The sequence below is a fragment of the Pseudomonas sp. BIGb0558 genome, assembly GCF_024807515.1.
Taxonomy (GTDB): domain Bacteria; phylum Pseudomonadota; class Gammaproteobacteria; order Pseudomonadales; family Pseudomonadaceae; genus Aquipseudomonas; species Aquipseudomonas yamanorum_A.
This window is the reverse complement of record NZ_JANUEW010000002.1, coordinates 58,462-80,911: the sequence shown is the minus strand read 5'-3', so window position 1 is coordinate 80,911 and position 22,450 is coordinate 58,462. Positions and strand designations below refer to the sequence as shown.

The window sequence follows — 22,450 nt, the reverse complement described above, 5'->3', positions numbered from 1 at the left end:
GTTGGATTCTTTACAGCCCGTCATGGATGGCCCGATATGTCAGAACAACCCATTAACCCCACCCCCGAAGGCACGTTCAACGTTGACCTTCGGGGTGTGCATTACGACTTTCTCAAAAACCGCGTCCCAGCCTGGTTTCTTGGGGCCTTGAACCGGCGCCAGGAAGAACTCGCCAACCACCAGATGGAACTGCCCAACTGGTACCTGAACGCCACGCATCAGCAAAAGGCTGACCTGGCTGACAGCCATACCCGTTATCGCGAGGCCCTGAACCAGGTCGAGAACACCCTGGGCGAGATCAGGGACGTAAAGGCGTTTGCCGAGCAGCCGCTTAAAGACGCCATCAAGCAACGCTTCAACCTGGATCTGGACGTCAACAACGTCTATTTCGCCAGCAAGTATGAGGTTAACGCTCGCGGCGATCTGGGCGGTGCGTTTGTCTTCGACCAGCACCGTGGCCCGTCGCAACGCTTTGAGTACCGGGGTATTTCCCTGCTGGAGGCGGCCCTGGCCAATTTCGTTCCCGACGAAGAAAAAGCCAGTGAGTGTGCAGATTGCCAGGTCATCACAACCTGGAGCGCGTATGACGGCGAAATCATCCCGAGCCCCGAGGCGATCAAAGGTGCCGCCCTGGCCATAAACCCCCATGAGTTTGCCCAGCTGTGCCGCACCCTGGACTTGGGCGGTTTGTATCAGAAGCACCTCAAGGCGATTGTCCAACCCACGGATAACAGCCAGCGCGCCGCTCTGGAAACTCAATTGCGAGAGCATCAGCGACAACTGTTGGCGCTGAGCGCCGAGGTGGCGATGCACCAGCCCGAATGGGGGATCAGCGCCGACGGCTATCGCATGATCCAACAGGTCATCACTGACCCGGGCAAGGCCACTCTCGATGGCAAACCCGTGACGTTTGCCGCGCTGAAGGTGTTCGGCAGTGTGCTGGTGGGGCCCTTGCTGATTGGCCCCGCGCGTCTCGACTCTGACAGGGTCGAGCGGCTGCTGGTACACATTCCCCATGACCCACAGCAACCGCTCAAGGAGTATGCGTCCAGTAGCGAGTTCATGGCCGACCTCAGAACCCGCTTGCACGGTGTGTCGTACCGGCGCTTTTTCAGCCGATTCGTGCCCCAGGGCGACCAGGGCAGGTTTTTCCGGCAATTCAACCTGCTGTACAAACCCGCCAATGGCAACGGCGTGGCGGGTGATTACCCGCTGGCGGCAACGCCCAAGCGATTGCCCATAGAGGAGACGGGCGTCAACGGCAACCTGTGGGAACAACTGCGTAAGGCGCAGGTGCGCAAGATTCTGGCCGATGCCCGCGCCGTCGCGGTGCCCACCGGGGATGAAGACCAAAAGGCACGCATCGCGCGACTGGAGGGCTACGTGGATGCGGTGATCAGCGTGTTCAATCTCGCCGCTTTTGTCGTGCCGGGGCTGGGCCCGGTCATGCTGCTCGTGGGTGCGACGCAGATGTGCTTTGAAGTGTATGAAGGCATCGAAGCCTATGAGCGAGGCGATGTGAAAACGATGTGGGCACACTTTTCCAGCGTTGCCCTCAATGTCGCGATGCTGGGCGTCGGGGCCAAGGTGTTGCCGAGTATCAACACAGCGGGAGTGGTCGACAATCTGAGGCCCGTCACCCTGGCGTCGGGCAAGCAGCTGCTGTGGAACCCTGACCTGTCGCCTTACAAGGTGCCCATTGAGTTGGGCGCCGATGCAACGCCGGATGAGTTGGGGCTTTACCAGCACAACGGCCAGACCATCCTGGCCCTCGATGGCGATTATTTCCGTGTCGTACAGGACGCTGAAACAGGGCAGCATCATATTCGCCACCCCACCCGAGCCGATGCTTATCAACCGCAGCTTGGGCATAACCATGCCGGTGTCTGGAGCCACGAGGTGGACGCGCCGCTGACCTGGGACCGTCAGACCCTGATCAGGCGCCTGGGGCTTGAACAGACGCCGCTTAGTCCCGAGCGGCTGGAGCAAGCCCGTGCCGCCAGCGGTGTGGAGGATGACGTGTTGCGTCAGGCGGTTGTCGAGCATGAGCCGGTGCCCCTGATGCTCAACGACACCCTCGAGCGCTTCAAGGCCCATCAAGCCTTGACGACCTTTGTCGAGCAAATGAGCAGCGCTGAACCTGCCGAGTACGCCAAGGCCGATCCGGCGCTGCAACTGCAGATTATGCAGCGACACGGCATGTTGCCCACAGACGTGGCGTTGCGGGTCCTGGCCAGTCACGGCAGGGTGCTCTGGCAGAGTGAGGCTCTGGCGTCCTGGCCCACGCGAGTGGTCGTACTCACGGACGAGCAACTGATTCGGGGGCAGTTACTTGAGCAAGTATTGAACACGTTGCAGGGCATTGATCCGCAGCTCAAGGACGTCCCGGGCAGTGCGTTGGACGCGCAGGCGGTACGGGCGGGTAAATTACGTCAGCACATCGCCGACACCGTCGATACGTTCAAAAGCGCGTTGATTGAAGAGCGTTACAAGGCATTGACTGCCTCCGTCGATCCCGACGTGCAGAGGGTGATGGCCAGCCACCCCATGCTGCCGACGTCAGTGGCTGAGCAGTTACTCAGCGGGTTGACGGTCGAAGCGCAGCAGGCGTTTCACGACACCGGCTTGTTGCCACCTCCGCGCATCGAGCAAGCGAAGTGGTATGAGCAGGAAGTGCGGGTGTCGCGTGCCTATGAGGGGCTTCACCTGGACACGCCGGGCAATCTGGACAGCCTGCGCCTGGCCTTGCATAGCGTGGAAACGTTGCCTGGATGGCCGCAAGGAACGCGGATGGAACTGCGCCAATATTCGGCCACGGGGCCGCTGCTGGATGCGATCGGTTCCCCCAACGCGGTGCAGGTCAAGACGCTGGTCCTGAGGGAAGACGGTTTGTTTGAGGCGCCCATGCCCGGGGACGTTTACGCCGCTGCCTGGGATGCCTTGTCTGTCGCGCAGCGTCAGGCCTTGGCGATCACCGACGCACGCCAGTTAAAGCAGGCCGTTACAGCTTCCCCCTTGCCTCGCGAACAGTTGCGCGCTGTGTTGCTGGCCAATCCTGTGCGTAAACCGGCCTACGACCCCTCCATGCGTCTGTTGGGCGGTAGCGGTATTCGAAAGATGGTCGCCGACGTTTTCAGCTCTTCGCGGGCCAGGGCGAAAACCCGGGCCCGGGTACTGTATCCGACCTTAAACGAGGCAGAACTCACCCACTTTATTGCTTCACTGGCGCCCGACCCGCACGCCAGGTTGACGGCGCTGGAACTCGAATACAAAACCTTCCAACGTGACCTGCAGGTCTGGGTGCGAGCCAATGCCCCGAAAAATCCGGTGACTGCGTATGACCGTGCAGGAGGTTGGGCGCGCGGTTTTGCCGATAGGATCGAAAGCTGCTGGCGCCGCAAGACCGACACCCTCTCGTTGCACGCAGGTCCTGAGCAGGAGTTACCGGTGCTGAATGCAGATTTCAGCCATGTTCGGGCGCTTGAGCTGTATGGCATCAAGTGGTCCGATACGGCTCAAGCATTTATCAAGCGTTTCACCCACGTCAAAGAGCTGGGCATTATCAGCGTGGGGCTCACCGAGCTGCCTGATGTGATCGGCGAAATGAACAACCTGACCTTGTTGAATCTGCGCTCCAACCGCATCCGCTTGACCCCGCAAAGCGCCGCAACACTGGGCGCCTTGGGCAACCTTGAAGAGCTCGACCTGTCGGGTAATGCGCTGGGCCTGACCCCGGACTTCAGTGGCATGAACCGCTTGAAGAAGCTGAGGTTGAGCAACACGCAACTGGCTCAGTGGCCGACGGGGTTGCAACATCAGACGGGCCTGCAGCTCCTCGACTTGCGTTACAACCAACTAAGGGAAGCGCCCTCCTCACACCTCAACCCGCTGGACGATCAGTTGGAAGCGATGGCCAGGATCAACAACGTGACCTTGCTTCACGGTAATCAATTTCCCTCCGATTATTGGATGAAGTTTGACCGTTACTGGAAACGCGTGGACCTGGTGCGGCCCGAGTTGATGAACGCCGAGCATCTCGACGCGTTTGACAGCCCCAACCCCAGGCTTGAAAGGTTTCGGCGCATCTATCCGAAGAAAACCATTGCGCAACTCAAGCGGTTTATCTGGGGGGCGTCAGAAGACGACCTGCTCAAGGTCGAACGGGAATTTGACACGCTGGAAAGACAGCTGAACGCCTGGGCGTTTTCGGGGGGCGGTACGAGTCAGCATTACGTTCTCACCTCGGAGCGGGGCCTCAACTTCTCGGCCGCCGACGACAGGTTCATGGCGCGGCAACGGATCCTCCAGTGCTGGCGCAAGGAAGGCCAGCAGGTGAGCGCCTTCGACGGTACACCGATCGGCTATGAATTGGACCTCAGTGGCCTGAGTCTGCCCAGCCTGCCGGATCTGGATGTCGATTTCAGCCATGTGGCCTCGCTCAAACTGAAAAACATGGGCCTGAATGCTTCGCCGGAAGGGTTTCTCACGCGATTCCGACAGGTGCGCTGGCTGGATATGTCGAACAACCGACTCTTGGCATTGCCGCTGGCGCTGGGCGAAATGAATGGCCTCACTCGTTTGACCTTGAACGGCAACCAGATCCGGCTGACCCCGACAGCCGTCGGCATCCTGTCTGGGCGCATCACCCTCAGGGCCTTGTGGCTGTCTAACAACCCGCTGGGCCTGGCACCGGACTTCAGCCTGCTGACTGACATACGTACGGTGGACCTGAGAAATACCGGCATTGATACGTGGCCTACCGGGCTGACCGAGCACACGGGGATTAACGAGATATACCTGAACAATAACCAGATCACGACGATCCCGGATGCGGTCATCGCCCCGTCAGAGGCGAACCTGGGCCGCATGGCCCAGGTGAATAACGTGACCGACGTGAGCAATAACCCTTTGTCGGTGGCCACTGTGCAACAGGTGAGCGCCTACCGTGCCCGCCTTGAACAGGCCCGGCTGGCGACTCCGGATAACCCCAGCCGCCTGGTCGCCACGGCACTGAATAGTTCGACCAGAGCGCCAGTGGGCACGGCTTCGCAAAACCCGTTCCAGCGCTGGGTCCTTGGGTTGCCCGGGGACCAAGTCACGCTGCGCCGCGCCCAATGGCGTGTATTGCAGGAGCAGGAAGGCGCGGCACCTTTCTTCGAGATTCTGCAGCGCCTGGACCTGACGAAGGCCGACAGCAGCGACCTGCGGCGCCGAGTCTGGGAGGTGATCGACAGCATCAGCGAAAACACCCCCGAGTCCCAACGCCTGAGCAAGGAACTGTTCGACCTGGCCGGCGAGCCGGGTTGCTGCGACCGTGCTGCGTATTCGTTCAGTAACCTGGAGGTCAGGACCCTGCTCTACAAGGCCCGGACGCAGGCCATGGATCAGACCCTGGGCACACAGTTGTCCGAGTTGTCCAAGGGGCTGTTGCGTTTGCATGAGGTCGACAAGATCGCGGCGGCGGACATCCAGCGCAGCGAAGCCATCGTCAACGACCCTGCCGTGTCCACGGCCGATAAACTGCCCCATAGGCAGCGTTTGGCAGAGGAGGTGGAAATCCGTCTGGCCTATCGCTACGGCCTCAAGGACCGCCTGCAATTACCGGGGCAGCCACAGCACGTCACGTTCATCGGCATGGCGGGGGTCACGCCCACGATGCTGGACGGTGCCTATGCCAAGGTGATCGCGTTGGATAACTCCGCCGAAGAGTTTCAGGCGCTGCTGTCTCGGGAATTCTGGCAAGACTATGTCACCCGGAAATACCGCTCGCAGTTCGATGCCCAAAGCGAGCCTTACCAGCAACAGTTGGCCGCGCTGCATGAAAAACAGCAGGCCCAGGAACTGTCGGCGACCGTCTACAAAGAGAAAGCCGATGACCTGCATGCGCAACTGGCAATCAAGGAGGGCGAACTGATCGGCAGGCTGACCCGCCAGGAAATCGCCGAAATGCGGCTCCCCCGGGAACCCCTTGAGGCGCTGGTTGAAGCCGACGCGGTGCCGGGTTTGCAGCTTTCACAGGCGCGTGCCATTGAGTTCAACAAGGCACCGTATTTTATTGCAAGCATGCCGGACGCGGGCGACGGTCAGCATTATCTGTTGTGGGTGCAGAACCCGAATAACCCCTACGAACTGGTCAGCAGCGGCATTGTCGCCAAGCCGGAGGTGGCGGGAGGCTGGACGCGCAGAGGCTTGGCGGGCGGCGGGTCTGACAGTGAATTTGAGGAGGCCGTGGAATCCATGGCGGCGGCGCCCTATACGTCAGACGAACTTCGCACCATGAGGCAGCAAATTCACTTTACGGTCAGGCAACACCCGCCGGGGACTTACGTGCGTGCCAACAACGGCAAGTACCCGTTGAGAGATCTCCAGGGCAGGCCGGTGCGTATTCGCAAGCTGGAGAGAAGCATCACCCTGGAGTCCGGTACTCACTACACCTCAGAGCCCATCAAGCCTTACATCAAGTTTGAAGGATATGAGGGCGTCGGCGCGCTGTATGAAGAAAAACTGCAGGTGCGCGCGTTCAACGAGCAGGATATGCAGGTGCCGCAAGAAAAGTCCCTGATAGGACAAAACATGGTCGTTGCCAACCGGCGTATCGCCAAAGGCGAAATAGTCGGTGTGTATGGCGGGACCATTCTTCCCACAGGAATTTTCGGGTCCGAAGGGCACACCTACACCATGCGTGTCGGCGACAGGCCGACCCTCAAGATAGACGTGCTCACCAGTGAGCCGATCTTCCTGTCGGGAGACAACATCCTTTCCAGAATAAACACCGTTCTGGAATATGACGCGGATGGCAAGCCGCTACGCCAGGCTGCCCAGGGCTATAACGTGGAAGCCGTGTCCTTCGAGATTGAGGCGGACCTGATGCTGGGAGTGGGCGAGAGCGCCACACCAAAAAGAAAGGACTACACCCTGCCAGTGGTATTTGCGACGCAAGATATTCCAGCGGGGGCAGAACTGCGCATGAATTACCAATACTCCGACGAGATGATAAAAACGTTGTTCACGTAATATTTTTCACATCGGGAGGCTTGATGCCGCGGTGCGTTCCTCCTGGACACGTGCGTCTTCAGGAGGGACGTGGAGGCACGGAAAGCGGCGTCCAATCCGCGTGAGCTGCTCTGATCGAGCCCTGCTATATAGTTATCACATGCTTCAAAAAACCACTGCATAAGATGGCAACCTTACTCATTACGAGGTTGTCATCCCATGCCGGATCTCACGGTTACCACCCCACCAACCCTCCCGCCCGGAGATAAAGGGCAACATTACACGTTGATCAAACAGGCGATTCCGACTTGCCTCATCAACAGCTCTCCACCGCGTCGCCGGGCCCTCAAAGAAACCTCGCCAGATATTCCTGCCTGGTATGCCGCTGCTTCCCAGGCGCAGAAGGATCAGCTCAGCACGCTGCTGGACGCCCGTTGTGTTTCGCAGAACAAACTGGAGAAATACTTCAGCAGCATCCAACTGCTGCAAGCGTTTGCCCAGCCATTGCTGGAGGCGAAATTAAAAGCGTCCGGCCATGTACTGGACGTCAATCAAACCTGGCTACGCCTGTATTTCCCGGTCGAAAACGCCTTTGGTGCAAAGACCGGCGGTTTCAAGGTCAAGACGTTTTCGTTGCTCAAAGCCGCGCTCTGCAACTTTGAGGCGCGCGAGGCCGAGGAGGATTTTTTCGACAGCGCCTCGGGGTTTATCACGGCACCGAATGAGCAGGGCCATTTCGAGCGCCACACCACAACCCTGGAAATCCATACCTTCGCACAACTGTGCCGTGAGCTGGATCTGGGCGATCAATATCAGACTTACCTGCGGCCAATGTTGCACCATCCCGACGGCCGCAAGCCCTATGTCCGCTATCAGATAGACGCCTTCAAGGTGGCGGCTCACCTGGCGCTGATCAAGGGCGATATCGGCCACAGCGATTACGCGCTGTTGCAGCGCGTGGAAACGGGAGAAAAGCGCATCATGCTCGACGGCAAACGGGTCCGGTACCGCCGCCTCAGCCTGATGAACCTGGCCTTGCGTGAATGCTTGATCATCGCTCCCTGTCGCCAGCCTCGTCTTCCGTGCTGGGTTATTGTCTACATCCCCGATGACCCCGACCATCCCATCAAGCGTTATGAGTCATTCGAGGAATTCAGCAAGGAGCTGACCGATCGCTTGACGGCGAGCGCCAGTAGGACCGCCGACCGCTCCAACGGCTGGACAGCCACGCAGTATCAGCAATTTTTCGCAAGGTTCGTAGCCGACGCGGATCGTGCGTACTACTACCGCAGGCTGACGGAACTGGTGGTGGACGCTCCTCCCCAGCCGTTCGGGGAGCAGTGGTTGCGTTCGGAGTGGGGGCGGTTACTGACGGCGCCGTCTTTTTCCACTGAACCCTCCTATGACGAGCCGCAGCCGTCTGTGCGCGTTTCTGCGACCGACCCCGAATTCAATATCCAGGCCTACGAGCTCAACGGTCTTGTGACGAGCGTGGACCTTTGGGTGTATCGCTATGCCAGCTTGCGCGGGCAGATGCTGGCGGATGCCCGAAACCAGGCGGTGAGCACTGCGGAGGCTGACGAGGCCTCGCGTTCACGGCGAGCGGCGCATTACTTGAGCATCGGCATGTTCGCCTTGAACCTGGTGGGGATGGCCGTGCCGCCGTTGGGCGTGGTGATGACTGCCGTGACGGCCGGCCAACTGCTCTACGAGATCGTTGAAGGCGTCACCGAACTGAGCCAAGGTGACCGCGAGGCCGGTTGGTCGCACATCACCGATGTGCTGGAAAACCTGGCGTTGCTGGTGGTGCAGGGAGCGGCGCTGCACTTTACGGTCTCGCCTTTCATCGAGCAGCTCAAGGCGGTGACCTTGCCCAGCGGCAATACCCGCCTATGGAAACCGGACCTGTCAGCCTACGAGCACACCTCGCCGCTACCTGGAACCGCCACGTCTGATGAGCGGGGGTTGCACACCTTCAATGGTAAAACCCTGCTGCTCTTGGAAGGCCGGCGGTATGCGTTGCAGAAAGACCCAGTGCTTGACCGGTACAGCATCACCCATCCCACCCGGTCAGACGCCTACCAACCGAAACTGACGGAAAATGGCGCTGGCCTCTGGAATCATGAGGCAGAGAGCCCGCACAGTTGGGAGGGCGTGAAGCTGATGCGGCGTTTGGGGCCGATGACGGAGGGTTTGAGCGATACCCAGTTGCAGCAGGTTCGACACGTGGCGGATGTGAGCGAGGATGTGCTGCGCCGCGTGCACGTGGAGGGCGAGCCGGTACCGGCCATTTTGCTCGACACGCTGCGCCAGTTCAGGGCCTACCACGATGCTGAACAGGTAGCGCAAGGCATCCGGGCCAACCTGCTCCCCGACGCCTTATGCAGTTACTCGGCCTCTCTTGCAGTGGAAATGCCGAGGTGGCCGAAGGCCAAGGCCATTGAGGCGTTTGTGGCGACGACCCTGGAGGGCGACTCGGTCAAATACGGTAACCAGAGTGCCAGCAGAGCCGAGACCTTGAGGGTCAGCCGTGATGACTTGGTGAACGGCCTATTGCCCAGGCGTATTGTCGAGTTTCTGGATGAACGCGAGCTGGAGGACTTGATAGAGATCTATCCCCCAAAAGACCCGCAGGCGCGCATTGATGCATTGCGCGATCAGCTGGAAAACCATGCCAAAGGCGCCAAGGTGCGCTTGATGCGCAGTATCTACGAGACGCAGCGGCCAAAGGTCGATAGTCCTGTCGCCTTGATTCAACGCGATTTCCCGAGCCTGCCTGGCCTGATGGCGCAAGAGCTGCTGGCAGACGTCCCGCCGAAGCAGTTACAGAAAATGGTCGACAGCCGACGTATTCCGCTGGAGTTGGCTGAAAATGCCAGGGTGATGCAGCGCCGGTTTCGCCTTGCGCTGGCCTATGAGGGGTTGTACCTGGAAGCCATGGCGGGTCCTGACACTGAAGCCCTGGTGCTCAACACCCTACCGGCGTTGCCGGGTTGGTCGGATAACCTGCGCCTGGAAATACGCGAGGCAGGCGTTGAGGGGGTGTTGCGGGCCAGCCTTGGTCCGAAGAACGCGACAGATCGCAAAATACTGGTACGGGTGGGTGATGGGCGCTATCAGGCTTTTGACGGCCGCGGTCAGCAATTACATGGCATCAATGGTCTCTATGGCACGTTGCAACACGCGTTGCCCGATGCTCATCGCAACAGGATCGGTCTGCCCCATGTTGGTCAGGGGGAGGAGTTGAAAGTGTTGGTGATTCAACATGCGATTCCCCGTGAGCAGTTGGCTGGCAGCTTGGGTATGCAACCGGCAAGACGGACATCTTTTCCGCCGTGGCAGACCTTCCCTGATGGCCGTCGCGGGTATCCGTTGAGTGGGCGCGGGGGGAATCAATGGGATCAGATCACGCAGGAGCGGGTTCGTAAGCTTTACCCGCATATGGCGCGTGACGAAATGCTCACAATGATCCAGGAGCGGGGCGCCCTTGATCTCACGTGGCTCAAGGCGTTAGAGGATGAGTACAAAACCATGCAATCCACATTGATGAGGTGGATGACCACACATAAGGAAGGTGTGGAGCGTTTTGGCGCAGAGGACCGCAAGGTGCTTAGCGCCAGACGCAGGATTTATGACACGCTGATTGATGCCTGGAAACGAGTCGGCCCAGGGCACCTCGATGCCCATGGTCGCTATCTGGGGCAGAAAATAGAATGGCACGAAGTGGAACTGGGTCAGCAGTTGCAAGCGTTGCCTGCGTTAACGGCAAACTTCGATCATGTCACCTACGTCGGGTTGTATGACGTGGATGTGACGGATGCGGACATCGTGCCGTTCCTTGCAAACTTTCGGGGGCTACGTCGATTGAATGTGGAGGCCTGCGAGCTGACTCAACTGCCGGCGGCCATCGAGCAGATGCCACACCTGAGGCGGCTGTCGCTGGGGGGCAACCACATTGTCTTGACGTCTGAAGATGTCCTGCGGCTGAAGGGCTGTGTGCAGTTGAGAGAGTTGGCCCTGAGCATTAACCCGCTTGGCTTGTCACCCGATGTCAGCCGGATGCCCCTGTTGCGCAGACTTTTACTGAATGACACAGGCCTGCAGGAATGGCCCACCGGCGTGTTCCGCGTGCCCCGGCCAGCGGATTTCATCCTGGATATGCAGAGCAACCCTCTATCTCGGGTTCCCGAATTTGCGCCCGGCTCCGATAAGGCGCTGATTGTGGCGCGAACCTTCCTCTCCCGCGACGGGTTGGAGCCTGATGAGCTTGCACGGTTCAAGTCGTACATTGAGGCTGCCGGGCGGGATCCGGATCGCCGTATGCCTGCCAGAGGGAGTCTTGACAGTGACCTGTGGAAAACCGGTTATTCGGATGAGGAGTGGCCTTCCAGGCAGCTGTTATGGGAAATGCTTGAGGGAGCGTTTGGCTCGGAAGGTTTTTTCGACGTAATCAGAGCAGTCAGGAATTCCGGCGATGCGCTGGCGCCAGGCGGTCGATGGTTGCCGGAACTGACCGCCAAAGTCTGGCGCATGCTGGAGGCCATGGGTGAAGACGTGTTGCTGCGAGAAGAGTTGTTCTTGATGGCAAGAGACACCACGGCCTGCGTTGATGCTGGCGCACAGTTGTTCAATTCGATGGGGGTTGTGGTACTGCTGCGGTCAGCCTATTTCAGCGAGGATGTGGCCTCAGTGCGCCGGGCTGTGTTCAAACTCGCCCGGGGCAAGTGGCGGTTGGATGAGCTGGGGCGCGTTGCTCATGATCGCGTGGCGCGGCTGCTGGAGCAGGGAGTCAAATTTCCGGAGTATGACGAACAGGGCCAGCGCGTTCAGCATGAAGACGCTCACGGAGAGCCCATCGACGACATCGATGAGGTCGAGATCTATTTGGCGTATACCGTCCCGTTGGCGACCCGGCTGGATTTACCGTGGCAATCCAGGACCATGATGTTTCGCGAGGACTACGTGACCCCGTCGATGGTCGATTCGGCGTTCGAACGCGTAAAAGCGCTCGATCAAGGGGAACAGCTGCGTACCCACTTGCTTGAACAGCCAATGTGGACTGACTTCCTGCAGCGTGCCCATCACGCTGAGTACGCAGTGGTTGCCGAAAAATTCGACGCGTTGATCGATTACCAGGCTGCGCAGAAAAAGTGGGCCGGTGATGCCGGCCTGAGCGAGAGTGCAAGGCAGGCCTTGCGCCAGACTATCGGCCAGGCGGCGCAACGCCTGGGCCGCTCTGGCGCTGACAGTGAGCCTGGGCGGCTAATGTCCGACTCGGAATATGGCGACGCATTCGACCGCATTAACGCCGAGCTGATAACCCTGAACCAGAGGTTGACCGACCAGGCGATCAGTGAATTTGCCTAGAACAGAAAGTAACGCTGGGCCATCGGCAAAACCTCCGCAGGCTCACACCACAGCAATACACCGTCGGCCTTGACCTGGTAGGTCTGCGGATCCACCTCGATATCCGGCAGGTAGTCGTTGTGGATCAGGTCGGTTTTCTGCACGCTGCGGCAACCCTTGACCACCGCAATCTGCTTTTTCAATCCCAATTGCTCGGGCAAGCCTGCCGCCAGCGCCGCCTGGCTGATAAACGTCAGGCTGGTGGCGTGCAGCGAGCTGCCGAAGCTGGCAAACATCGGACGGTAATGCACTGGCTGCGGCGTTGGGATCGAGGCGTTGGCATCTCCCATCAGGCTTGAGGCAATCGCGCCGCCCTTGAGGATCAAGGTCGGCTTGATCCCGAAAAACGCCGGGCGCCACAGCACCAGATCCGCCCATTTGCCCACTTCGATGGAGCCCACTTCATGGCTGATGCCGTGGGTGATCGCCGGGTTGATGGTGTACTTGGCGATGTAGCGCTTGGCGCGGAAGTTGTCGTTGCCTGCGCCGTCTCCCGGCAGCGGGCCGCGCTGTTTTTTCATCTTGTCGGCGGTCTGCCAGGTGCGGGTGATCACTTCGCCGACGCGGCCCATGGCCTGGCTGTCGGAGCTGATCATCGAGAACGCGCCGAGGTCGTGCAGGATGTCTTCGGCGGCGATCGTCTCACGGCGGATGCGGCTTTCGGCGAAGGCCACGTCTTCGGCAATGCTCGGGTCCAGGTGATGGCAGACCATCAACATGTCCAGGTGTTCGTCGATGGTGTTGCGGGTAAACGGCCGGGTCGGGTTGGTGGAACTGGGCAGCACATTGGGGAAGCCGCAGGCCTTGATGATGTCGGGTGCGTGACCGCCACCGGCACCTTCGGTGTGGTAGGTGTGGATGGTGCGGCCCTTGAACGCGGCGAGGGTGGTTTCGACAAAGCCGGATTCGTTGAGGGTGTCGCTGTGGATCGCCACCTGCACGTCGTACTCGTCGGCCACGCTCAGGCAGTTGTCGATGCTCGCCGGGGTGGTGCCCCAGTCTTCGTGGAGCTTGAGGCCGATGGCGCCGGCCTTGACCTGTTCGATCAACGGCTCCGGCAAACTCGCGTTGCCCTTGCCGGTGAAGCCGATGTTCATCGGGAACGAGTCGGAGGCCTGAAGCATGCGTGCCAAATGCCACGGGCCCGAGGTGCAGGTGGTGGCGTTGGTGCCGGTGGCCGGCCCGGTGCCGCCGCCGATCATGGTAGTGACGCCACTGGTCAGTGCTTCTTCGATTTGCTGCGGGCAAATGAAGTGGATGTGGGTGTCGATACCGCCGGCGGTGAGGATCATGCCTTCACCGGCGATCACCTCGGTGCTGGCGCCGACGCAGATGGTCACGCCGGGCTGGATGTCCGGGTTGCCGGCTTTGCCGATGGCAAAGATGCGACCGTTTTTCAGGCCGACGTCGGCCTTGACGATGCCCCAGTGATCGATGATCAGCGCGTTGGTGATCAGGGTGTCGACCACTTCATGGGCGAGCAGTTGGCTCTGGCCCTGGCCATCGCGGATCACCTTGCCGCCGCCGAATTTGACTTCTTCGCCGTAGACGGTGAAGTCCTGTTCGACTTCGACGAACAGCTCGGTGTCGGCCAGGCGGACCTTGTCACCGACGGTGGGGCCGTACATGTCGGCGTAGGCTTGTCTGGAAATCTTCATGTGCATGCCTTGAGATTCAGGAAAGTTTGAAATCGTTCGCTTCGCTCTCTATCGCGGGCAAGCCCGCTCCCACATTTGGAACGCATTCCCCTGTGGGAGCTGGCTTGCCTGCGATGAGGCCCGAGCAGACACCAGAAAAACTACAGGTCGCCCATGATCCGTCCGGCAAACCCGAACACCCGGCGCTTGCCGCTCAGCTCCACCAGTTCCACTTCACGACTCTGCCCCGGCTCAAAGCGCACAGCCGTGCCCGCCGGGATATTCAGGCGCATGCCACGGCTGGCGGCACGGTCGAAGGTCAACGCGTCGTTGGTCTCGAAAAAATGGTAATGGGAGCCGACCTGAATCGGCCGGTCGCCGCTGTTGGCCACGCTCAGGGTAGCGGTACGCCGGCCCACGTTGAGTTCGATGTCGCCAGGCTGGATCTGAAATTCGCCAGGAATCATGCAGGTTGTCCCAGGGTCTTGAAGTAGATGGCGGTCGGGGTGTAGCGCCCGTCCGGGCTTTGGCAGTAGTTGGGCAGTTCACCGATCTTGGTGTAGCGCAGCGACTGGTAGAAGGCTTCGGCGCCGGAGCCGGCTTCGGTGTCCAGGTACAACAGCCCGCGCTTGTATTGGCGGGCGCTCAGTTCCAGCGCGGCCATCAGCTGTTGGCCGAGGCCTCGGCGCCGGGCCTCGCTGTGCACCAGCAGCTTTTGCACTTCGGCACGGTTCAGGCCGTTGGCCTTCAGGCACAGCGCCAACTGCACGCTGGCCACCACCACTTCATCGCGCACCACCACCCACAGCAGCAGGCTGCCGTCTTCGATACTCGCCTGCACGCCGCTGAGGTAGCTGCGGGCCTGGGTTTCGTCGAAGTCGGCCATGAAGCCTACCGAAGCGCCGTGCTTTACGGCGTCCAGCAACAGCTCAACCAGGCCCTGGCGGTAATGGGCAAAACTCTCGGCATTGACTCGACGCAGTTGGGCGTTCATCGGTGTCACTCCTTGGGCGGTTCGGCGCCAGGGTTGAGTGTCAGTTGCATGAAGGTCAGGTCCAGCCAGCGGCCGAACTTGGTGCCGACCTGGGGCATCTGCCCGGTGGTGACAAAACCCAGGCGCTCATGCAGGCGGATCGAGGCCTGGTTGCCGCTCTCGATGGCGGCAACCATCACGTGTTTGTCGCAGGTTTTCGCCCGCTCGATCAGTGCCTGCATCAACTGCGGGCCGAGGCCTTTGCCGCGCTGGTCGCTGCGCACGTACACCGAATGTTCGACGGTGTGGCGAAAGCCCTCGAAGGGCCGCCAGTCGCCGAACGAGGCATAGCCGATGACCTGCTCATCCTCGACCGCCACCAGGATCGGGTAAAACTGCGCCTGGCGCGCGCTGAACCAGGCCTGGCGGTTGCCCAGGTCCACCGGCTGTTCGTTCCAGATCGCCGTAGTGTTGAGCACTGCGTCGTTGTAGATATCGCGAATCCCTGGCAAATCGGCGTGCACCGCATCACGAATCAAAAAGGACATGGCCGGGCCTCAGGCGATAGGTTGGTGGACGGTGACCAGCTTGGTGCCGTCGGGAAAGGTCGCTTCCACCTGGATGTCCGGGATCATTTCCGGGATGCCTTCCATCACTTGTTCGCGGCTGAGCAGGGTGGTGCCGAAGTGCATCAACTCGGCGACCGTGCGGCCATCGCGGGCGCCTTCCATCAGTGCGGCGGAGATGTAGGCGATGGTTTCCGGGTAGTTGAGTTTCACGCCGCGCGCCAGGCGCCGCTCGGCCACCAGGCCGGCGGTGAAGATCAGCAGTTTGTCTTTTTCCCGTGGGGTCAGGTCCATGGTTCAGGTGCTCCAGATTCTCGGTGAGACGGCTTCACGGCCCAGCACAGCCGGGCGCAGCAGCCGCCATAAATCAATCAGCCAGCCCCGCGCCTGCAGCGCTTCACTGGCCAGGCAGCGGGCCACCAGCAAGCCGGGCAATTGGGTCAGGTCGCCGCGTACCGCGTGGGGCAGGGAGCGGCATTGTTCGAGTAATTCACTGTCGATTTCACCGGTCACCAGCAACGTCGCGAACACCGGTTGCCCATCCAGGCCGATGGGCGAGTCGAGCAAACCGTCGGCGCCCACAATGCGCTGGCGCTCATGCCAAATCAACTGGCCGTCGCGGCGGATATCCAGGTGCGACTGGAAGTGCCCGAGGTCGAAACGCTCACCGCTGGCGGGGCGTCCGAGGGCGACCACGTCCCAGTAAAACAGCCGGGCATCGCCTTGCAGGTCGATGCGGGTGGTGAGTTCGGCCTGGGCGGCGCTGAACACGATGGTCTCCTGCGGCAGCCACTCCAGGGTGGCGCCCGCCTCAACCGTCAGCTCCAGTGTTTGAAAGGCCGGGCCATTGGCGCGGTACCACTTGGCTGCGCCGGGGCTGGTCAGTTGTGCCCAGGCACCTTCGGCGACATGGGCCGTGATGTCGAGGCGGTCACCGCCGGCAATCCCGCCCGGCGGGTGCACGATGATGTGTTGGCACACCTCGGGGCCTTCGGCGTACAGGTGCTTTTGCACCCGCAGCGGGCCGAGGTGGCGACGCATCACCGGGCGCGTGGTGTCGCCGAAACGCGCGTAGCCGAGTTCCAGCTCGGCGTGCCAGCTGGGGGTGAACAGCGCGGTGGGGGCAGGTAGAGTCATGGTCAGTGCTTATCGTTAGGACGCTACAGATTAGATCGTAACGAGCCCGCGCACACCCTCGCTTTCCATATTTTCTCCACGCCCCTGCTGGACGATTTCGCCCCGGGACATCACCAGGTATTGGTCGGCCAGTTCGGCGGCAAAATCGTAGAACTGCTCCACCAGCAGAATCGCCATGTCGCCGCGTGCTGCGAGTTTTTTGATCACCGCGCCGATCTCCTTGATCACCGACGGCTGGATGCCTTCGGTGGGCTCGTCGAGGATCAACAGCCGCGGGCGGCTGGCCAGGGCGCGGCCGATAGCCAGTTGCTGTTGCTGGCCACCGGACAAGTCGCCGCCACGGCGTTGCTTCATTTGCAGCAGCACCGGGAACAGTTCGTAGATGAAGGCTGGCACTTCCCTGGCCTCGGCGCCGGGAAAGCGCGAGAGGCCCATCAGCAGGTTTTCTTCAACGGTCAGCCGGCCAAAAATCTCCCGGCCTTGAGGCACGTAGGCAATACCGGCGTGCACCCGCTGGTGCGGCTTGAAGCCGGTAATGGCCTTGCCTTCCCAGTTCACCGCACCTTCCTTGGCCGGCAGCAAACCCATCAGGCACTTGAGCAGGGTGGTCTTGCCCACGCCATTGCGGCCCAGCAGGCAGGTGACTTCGCCGACTTTTACCTCAAAGGAAAGCCCGCGCAGGATGTGGCTACCGCCGTAGTACTGGTGCAGCTTGTCGACTTGCAGCATGTTCAAAATCTCCTCAATTCCTTGTGGGAGCTGGCTTGCCTGCGATACGGGCGACGCGGTGTATCAGTTGCACCGTGTCGATGCCATCGCAGGCAAGCCAGCTCCCACATAAAGCATCAGCGACCGAGGTAAACCTCGATCACCCGCTCATTTTCCTGCACCTGTGCAAGCGACCCTTCGGCCAGCACGCTGCCCTGGTGCAGCACCGTGACGTGGTCGGCAATCGAGCCGACAAAGCCCATGTCGTGCTCCACCACCATCAGCGAGTGCTTGCCCGCCAGGCGCTTGAACAGCTCGGCGGTGAATTCGGTTTCGGCGTCGGTCATGCCCGCCACCGGTTCGTCCAGCAGCAACAGTTGCGGGTCTTGCATCAGCAGCATGCCGATTTCCAGGAACTGCTTCTGGCCGTGGGACAGCAAGCCGGCGGGGCGATTGACCGAAGCGGTGAGACGGATGGTGTCGAGGACTTCGCTGATGCGGTCTTTCTGCTCCCCGCTCAGGCGCGCCCGCAGGCTGGCCCACACCGATTTGTCGGTGTTCTGCGCCAGCTCCAGGTTTTCGAACACGCTCAGGGCTTCGAACACCGTGGGCTTCTGGAACTTGCGCCCGATGCCGGCCTGGGCGATCTGTACTTCGCTCATGCTGGTCAGGTCCAGGGTTTCGCCGAACCAGGCCTTGCCGTGGCTGGGCCGGGTCTTGCCGGTGATCACGTCCATCAGCGTGGTCTTGCCCGCGCCGTTGGGGCCGATGATGCAGCGCAGTTCGCCGACGCCGATGTACAGGTTCAGGTCGTTCAAGGCCTTGAAGCCGTCGAAGCTGACGCTGATGTCTTCCAGGGTCAGGATGGTTCCATGGCGGGTGTTCAGGCCCTTGCCGGCCGACTGGCCGAGGCCGATGGCATCACGGGCGCTGCCCTGGTCTTTGTTCGGTTCCAGAATGGGTTCGAGCATGAATTCCGCCGTCGCAGTGATTCTCATTGGTCGCCCCTTTTCTTCAGCAGGCCGATCACACCCTTGGGCAGATACAGGGTGACGATGATGAACAGCGCACCCAGGAAGAACAGCCAATACTCAGGAAACGCCACGGTGAACCAGCTCTTCATGCCGTTGACCACGCCGGCGCCCAGCAGCGGGCCGATCAGTGTTCCGCGACCACCGAGGGCCACCCACACGGCAGCTTCGATGGAGTTGGTCGGCGACATTTCGCTGGGGTTGATGATGCCCACCTGCGGCACATACAACGCACCCGCCAGGCCACACAACACCGCGCTCAACACCCACACAAACAGCTTGAAGCCGCGTGGATCGTAGCCGCAGAACATCAGGCGGTTTTCCGCATCCCGCAGCGCGGTCAGCACCCGGCCGAACTTGCTCTGGGCCAGGCGCCAGCCGATGTACAGGCTCGCCACCAACAGCACCACGGTGACCACAAACAGCGCCGCCCGCGTGCCCGGCTCGGTGATGCCAAACCCGAGGATGCTGCGGAAATTGGTAAAGCCGTTGTTGCCGCCAAACCCGGTCTCGTTGCGGAAGAACAACAGCATCCCGGCAAACGTCAGGGCCTGGGTCATGATCGAGAAATACACACCCTTGATCCGCGAGCGGAAGGCGAAGAACCCGAACACCAGCGCCAGCAAGCCCGGCGCCAACACCACCAGGCACATCGCCCAGAGGAAGTGGCTGGTGCCGGTCCAGTACCACGGCAATTCGGTCCACGACAAAAAGGTCATGAATGCCGGCAGCTCATCGCCGGACGCCTGGCGCATCAGGTACATGCCCATGGCATAACCGCCCAGCGCGAAAAACAGGCCGTGGCCGAGGGACAACATCCCGGCATAACCCCACACCAGATCCAGCGCCAGGGCGACGATGGCGTAGCACAGGATCTTGCCCACCAGCGTCAGCGTGTAGGCGGAAACGTGCAGCGGGTTTTCCGGTGACAGCAGCGAGAACAACGGCAGCGCCAGCAGCAGGATCAGCACCACTGCACCGACCGCGACGGTCACCTTGGGGCCGGCCTTTTGCGCGGCCGTGAGCATCAATGGCTGGTTCATCAGTCGATCACCCGTCCTTTCAGTGCGAAGAGTCCTTGCGGGCGTTTCTGGATGAACAGAATGATCAGCGCGAGGATCAGGATCTTGCCGAGCACGGCACCGATCTGGGGTTCGAGAATCTTGTTGGCTATCCCCAGGCCGAAGGCGGCCATGACACTGCCGGCCAACTGGCCGACGCCTCCGAGCACCACCACCAGGAACGAGTCGATGATGTAGCTCTGGCCGAGGTCCGGACCGACGTTGCCGATCTGGCTCAAGGCAACGCCACCGAGGCCGGCGATGCCGGAGCCGAGGCCAAAGGCAAGCATGTCCACGCGCCCGGTGGGCACGCCGCAGCAGGCGGCCATGTTGCGGTTCTGGGTCACGGCCCGCACGTTGAGGCCCAGGCGGGTCTTGTTCAGCAGCAGCCAGGTCAGCACCACCACGCACAGCGCGAAGGCGATGATCACGATGCGGTTGTACGGCAGCACCAGGTTGGGCAGCACCTGGATCCCGCCGGACAGCCACTCGGGGTTGGCCACTTCAACGTTCTGCGCACCGAACACCAGACGCACCAGCTGGATCAGCATCAGGCTGATGCCCCAGGTGGCGAGCAGGGTTTCCAGCGGGCGGCCGTACAGGTGACGGATCACCGTACGTTCCAAGGCCATGCCGATGGCGGCGGTGACAAAAAACGCCACCGGCAGCGCGACCAGCGGGTAGAACTCGATGGCCTGGGGCACGTAGCGCTGCATCAGCAACTGCACCACATAAGTGGAGTAGGCGCCGAGCATCAGCATCTCGCCGTGGGCCATGTTGATCACCCCGAGCAGGCCGAAGGTGATCGCCAGGCCGAGCGCGGCCAGCAGCAGGATCGAACCCAGGGACATGCCACTGAAGGCCTGGCCGAGGATCTCGCCCACCATCAGTTTGCGCTTGACCTGGGCCAGGCTGGTTTCGGCGGCGGTGTGCACGGCGGCGTCGGCTTCGACACCGGGGGCGAGCAGGGCTTCAAGGCGAGTGCGGGCCAGCGGGTCGCCGGTGCCACCGAGCAAACGCACGGCGGCCAGGCGCACGGCCGGGTCGGTGTCCACCAGTTGCAGGTTGGCCAGGGCCAGGCTCAGGGCAGTGTGCACGTCGTCGTTGGTTTCGCCGGCGAGTTGCTGGTCGAGGAATTTCAGCTGCGCAGGTGTAGCGCTTTTTTGCAGGGTTTGCGCGGCGCCAAGGCGCACCTTGGGGTCGGCGGCGAGCAGTTGCTGGCTGGCTTGCACGTTGTCGATCAGGCCGCGCAGGCGATTGTTCAGGCGTACGGTCTTGGTTTCGCCGTTGACCGTGATCTGACCTTGTTGCAGGGCGTCCACCAGCTCGATGCGCGCCGGGTCGGGCTGGGCGGCCCAGTCCTGGAGCAGCTTGGCTTGTTGCATCGGGTTGGCGGCAAGGAAGTCTTCGGCGTCGCTGGCGTGTGCGGCGAGGGGCAGCAACAGCAGGGCGGCGAGGATGAAGCGGTGGAGGGCAGTGGGCATATTCTTGGGCCTTGCTCGAACAAATGTGGGAGCTGGCTTGCCTGCGATAGCGGTGCATCAGACCTATCGAGGTGTCCGCATCGCAGGCAAGCCAGCTCCCACAGGGTTTGTGTCGGCTCTCAGGTGCCGACACCCCTTGGTTCAGTTGCTCTTGACGGCGTAATCCGGCTTCTTGTCATTGCCAGGGATGTACGGGCTCCACGGCTGCGCACGAATCGGCTCCTGGGTCTGCCACACCACCGAGAACTGCCCGTCGGCCTGGATCTCACCGATCATCACCGGCTTGTGCAGGTGGTGGTTGGTCTTGTCCATGGTCAGGGTGAAACCGGACGGCGCGGCAAAGGTCTGCCCGGCCATGGCTTCACGCACTTTGTCGACGTCGGTGGACTTGGCTTTCTCCACCGCCTGCGCCCACATATGGATGCCCACGTAGGTGGCTTCCATCGGATCGTTGGTCACGGCTTTGTCCGCGCCTGGCAGGTTGTGGGCCTTGGCATAGGCCTTCCAGTCGGCGACGAATTTCTTGTTCACCGGGTTCTCCACCGACTGGAAGTAGTTCCAGGCGGCGAGGTTGCCCACCAGCGGCTTGGTGTCGATGCCGCGCAGTTCTTCTTCGCCCACGGAGAACGCAACGACCGGTACGTCGGTAGCCTTCAGGCCCTGGTTCGCCAGCTCTTTGTAGAACGGCACGTTGGAGTCGCCGTTCACGGTGGAGATCACTGCAGTCTTGCCACCGGCGGAGAATTTTTTGATGTTGGCCACGATGGTCTGGTAGTCGCTGTGGCCGAACGGGGTGTAGACCTCTTCGATGTCTTTATCCGCTACGCCTTTGGAGTGCAGGAACGAACGCAGGATCTTGTTGGTGGTGCGCGGGTACACGTAGTCGGTGCCCAGCAGGAAGAAGCGCTTGGCGCCGCCGCCTTCTTCGCTCATCAGGTATTCCACCGCCGGGATCGCCTGCTGGTTCGGCGCCGCACCGGTATAGAACACGTTGGGCGACATCTCTTCGCCTTCGTATTGCACCGGGTAGAACAGCAAACCGTTGAGTTCTTCGAACACCGGCAACACCGATTTACGCGACACCGAGGTCCAGCAACCGAACACCACGGCGACCTTGTCCTGGGTCAGCAACTGGCGGCCCTTTTCGGCGAACAGCGGCCAGTTGGAGGCCGGGTCGACCACCACCGGTTCGAGCATCTTGCCGTTCACACCGCCCTTGGCGTTGATCTCGTCGATGGTCATCAGCGCCATGTCTTTGAGCGAGGTCTCGGAGATTGCCATGGTCCCGGACAGCGAGTGCAGGATGCCGACCTTGATGGTCTCGGCGGCCTGCACGGTCCAGGTCATGCCCATGGCGGCAATGGATGCCGAGAGAGTGAAAGCCTTGATCAAGCTGCGACGCTTCATGGTGCGATCTCCAGAACTCAATGTTGTTGTAAGGGCAGATGCTGGAG

Annotated in this window: 13 protein-coding genes; 2 read left to right on the top strand and 11 right to left on the bottom strand. The window is 61.1% G+C overall.

Annotated elements, in window-relative coordinates:
- Positions 1-36 precede the first annotated feature (36 nt).
- Together M2400_RS03725 and M2400_RS03720 are read left to right on the top strand one after the other, a co-directional pair.
- Positions 37-7,014 carry an NEL-type E3 ubiquitin ligase domain-containing protein gene (locus M2400_RS03725; protein WP_259195312.1) on the top strand — a complete coding sequence of 2,326 codons (6,978 nt, stop codon included), beginning with the start codon at positions 37-39 and terminating at the stop codon, positions 7,012-7,014.
- A 198-nt stretch (positions 7,015-7,212) separates the two neighbouring features.
- Complete coding sequence (locus M2400_RS03720) at positions 7,213-12,360, top strand: dermonecrotic toxin domain-containing protein (protein ID WP_259195313.1); 5,148 nt, start codon at positions 7,213-7,215, stop codon at positions 12,358-12,360.
- Here M2400_RS03720 and ureC read toward each other — a convergent pair.
- The 11 genes from ureC to urtA form a co-directional block, all read right to left on the bottom strand.
- Entirely contained in the window at positions 12,357-14,057 is a 1,701-nt protein-coding gene (ureC, locus tag M2400_RS03715) for an urease subunit alpha (RefSeq protein WP_177076196.1), read from the bottom strand. The two genes, M2400_RS03720 and ureC, sit on opposite strands and share 4 nt — an antisense overlap.
- Before the next feature lie 140 nt (positions 14,058-14,197).
- Positions 14,198-14,503, bottom strand: coding sequence for an urease subunit beta (locus tag M2400_RS03710; protein ID WP_177039716.1), 306 nt, complete (start codon positions 14,501-14,503; stop codon positions 14,198-14,200).
- The gene (locus M2400_RS03705) at positions 14,500-15,030 is read right to left on the bottom strand and encodes an N-acetyltransferase (protein WP_010173956.1); all 531 of its coding nucleotides are present in this window, start codon (positions 15,028-15,030) and stop codon (positions 14,500-14,502) included. Before M2400_RS03705 ends, M2400_RS03710 begins: the two co-directional genes overlap by 4 nt.
- Positions 15,031-15,035: 5 nt before the next feature.
- Positions 15,036-15,557, bottom strand: a complete 522-nt coding sequence (locus M2400_RS03700) for a GNAT family N-acetyltransferase (protein ID WP_177076200.1) — start codon at positions 15,555-15,557, stop codon at positions 15,036-15,038.
- Between the two features lie 9 nt (positions 15,558-15,566).
- Positions 15,567-15,869, bottom strand: a complete 303-nt coding sequence (ureA, locus tag M2400_RS03695; protein WP_032878149.1) for an urease subunit gamma — start codon at positions 15,867-15,869, stop codon at positions 15,567-15,569.
- Positions 15,870-15,872: 3 nt separating this feature from the next.
- Positions 15,873-16,712, bottom strand: coding sequence for an urease accessory protein UreD (locus tag M2400_RS03690; RefSeq protein ID WP_177041367.1), 840 nt, complete (start codon positions 16,710-16,712; stop codon positions 15,873-15,875).
- 30 nt (positions 16,713-16,742) lie between these two features.
- Positions 16,743-17,441 (bottom strand): urea ABC transporter ATP-binding subunit UrtE, encoded by a 699-nt coding sequence (gene urtE, locus M2400_RS03685; RefSeq protein ID WP_010173963.1) that lies wholly within the window; start codon positions 17,439-17,441, stop codon positions 16,743-16,745.
- A 116-nt stretch (positions 17,442-17,557) separates the two neighbouring features.
- Positions 17,558-18,418 (bottom strand): urea ABC transporter ATP-binding protein UrtD, encoded by an 861-nt coding sequence (urtD, locus tag M2400_RS03680; protein WP_371132039.1) that lies wholly within the window; start codon positions 18,416-18,418, stop codon positions 17,558-17,560.
- Positions 18,415-19,494 carry an urea ABC transporter permease subunit UrtC gene (urtC, locus tag M2400_RS03675; protein ID WP_259195323.1) on the bottom strand — a complete coding sequence of 360 codons (1,080 nt, stop codon included), beginning with the start codon at positions 19,492-19,494 and terminating at the stop codon, positions 18,415-18,417. The genes urtD and urtC overlap by 4 nt, the downstream gene beginning before the upstream one ends.
- Positions 19,494-20,996: an urea ABC transporter permease subunit UrtB gene (gene urtB, locus M2400_RS03670; RefSeq protein ID WP_259195324.1), complete on the bottom strand. Its 1,503-nt coding sequence runs from the start codon at positions 20,994-20,996 to the stop codon at positions 19,494-19,496. Before urtB ends, urtC begins: the two co-directional genes overlap by 1 nt.
- 141 nt (positions 20,997-21,137) lie before the next feature.
- Positions 21,138-22,403 carry an urea ABC transporter substrate-binding protein gene (gene urtA / locus M2400_RS03665; RefSeq protein ID WP_177041371.1) on the bottom strand — a complete coding sequence of 422 codons (1,266 nt, stop codon included), beginning with the start codon at positions 22,401-22,403 and terminating at the stop codon, positions 21,138-21,140.
- Positions 22,404-22,450: the final 47 nt, after the last annotated feature.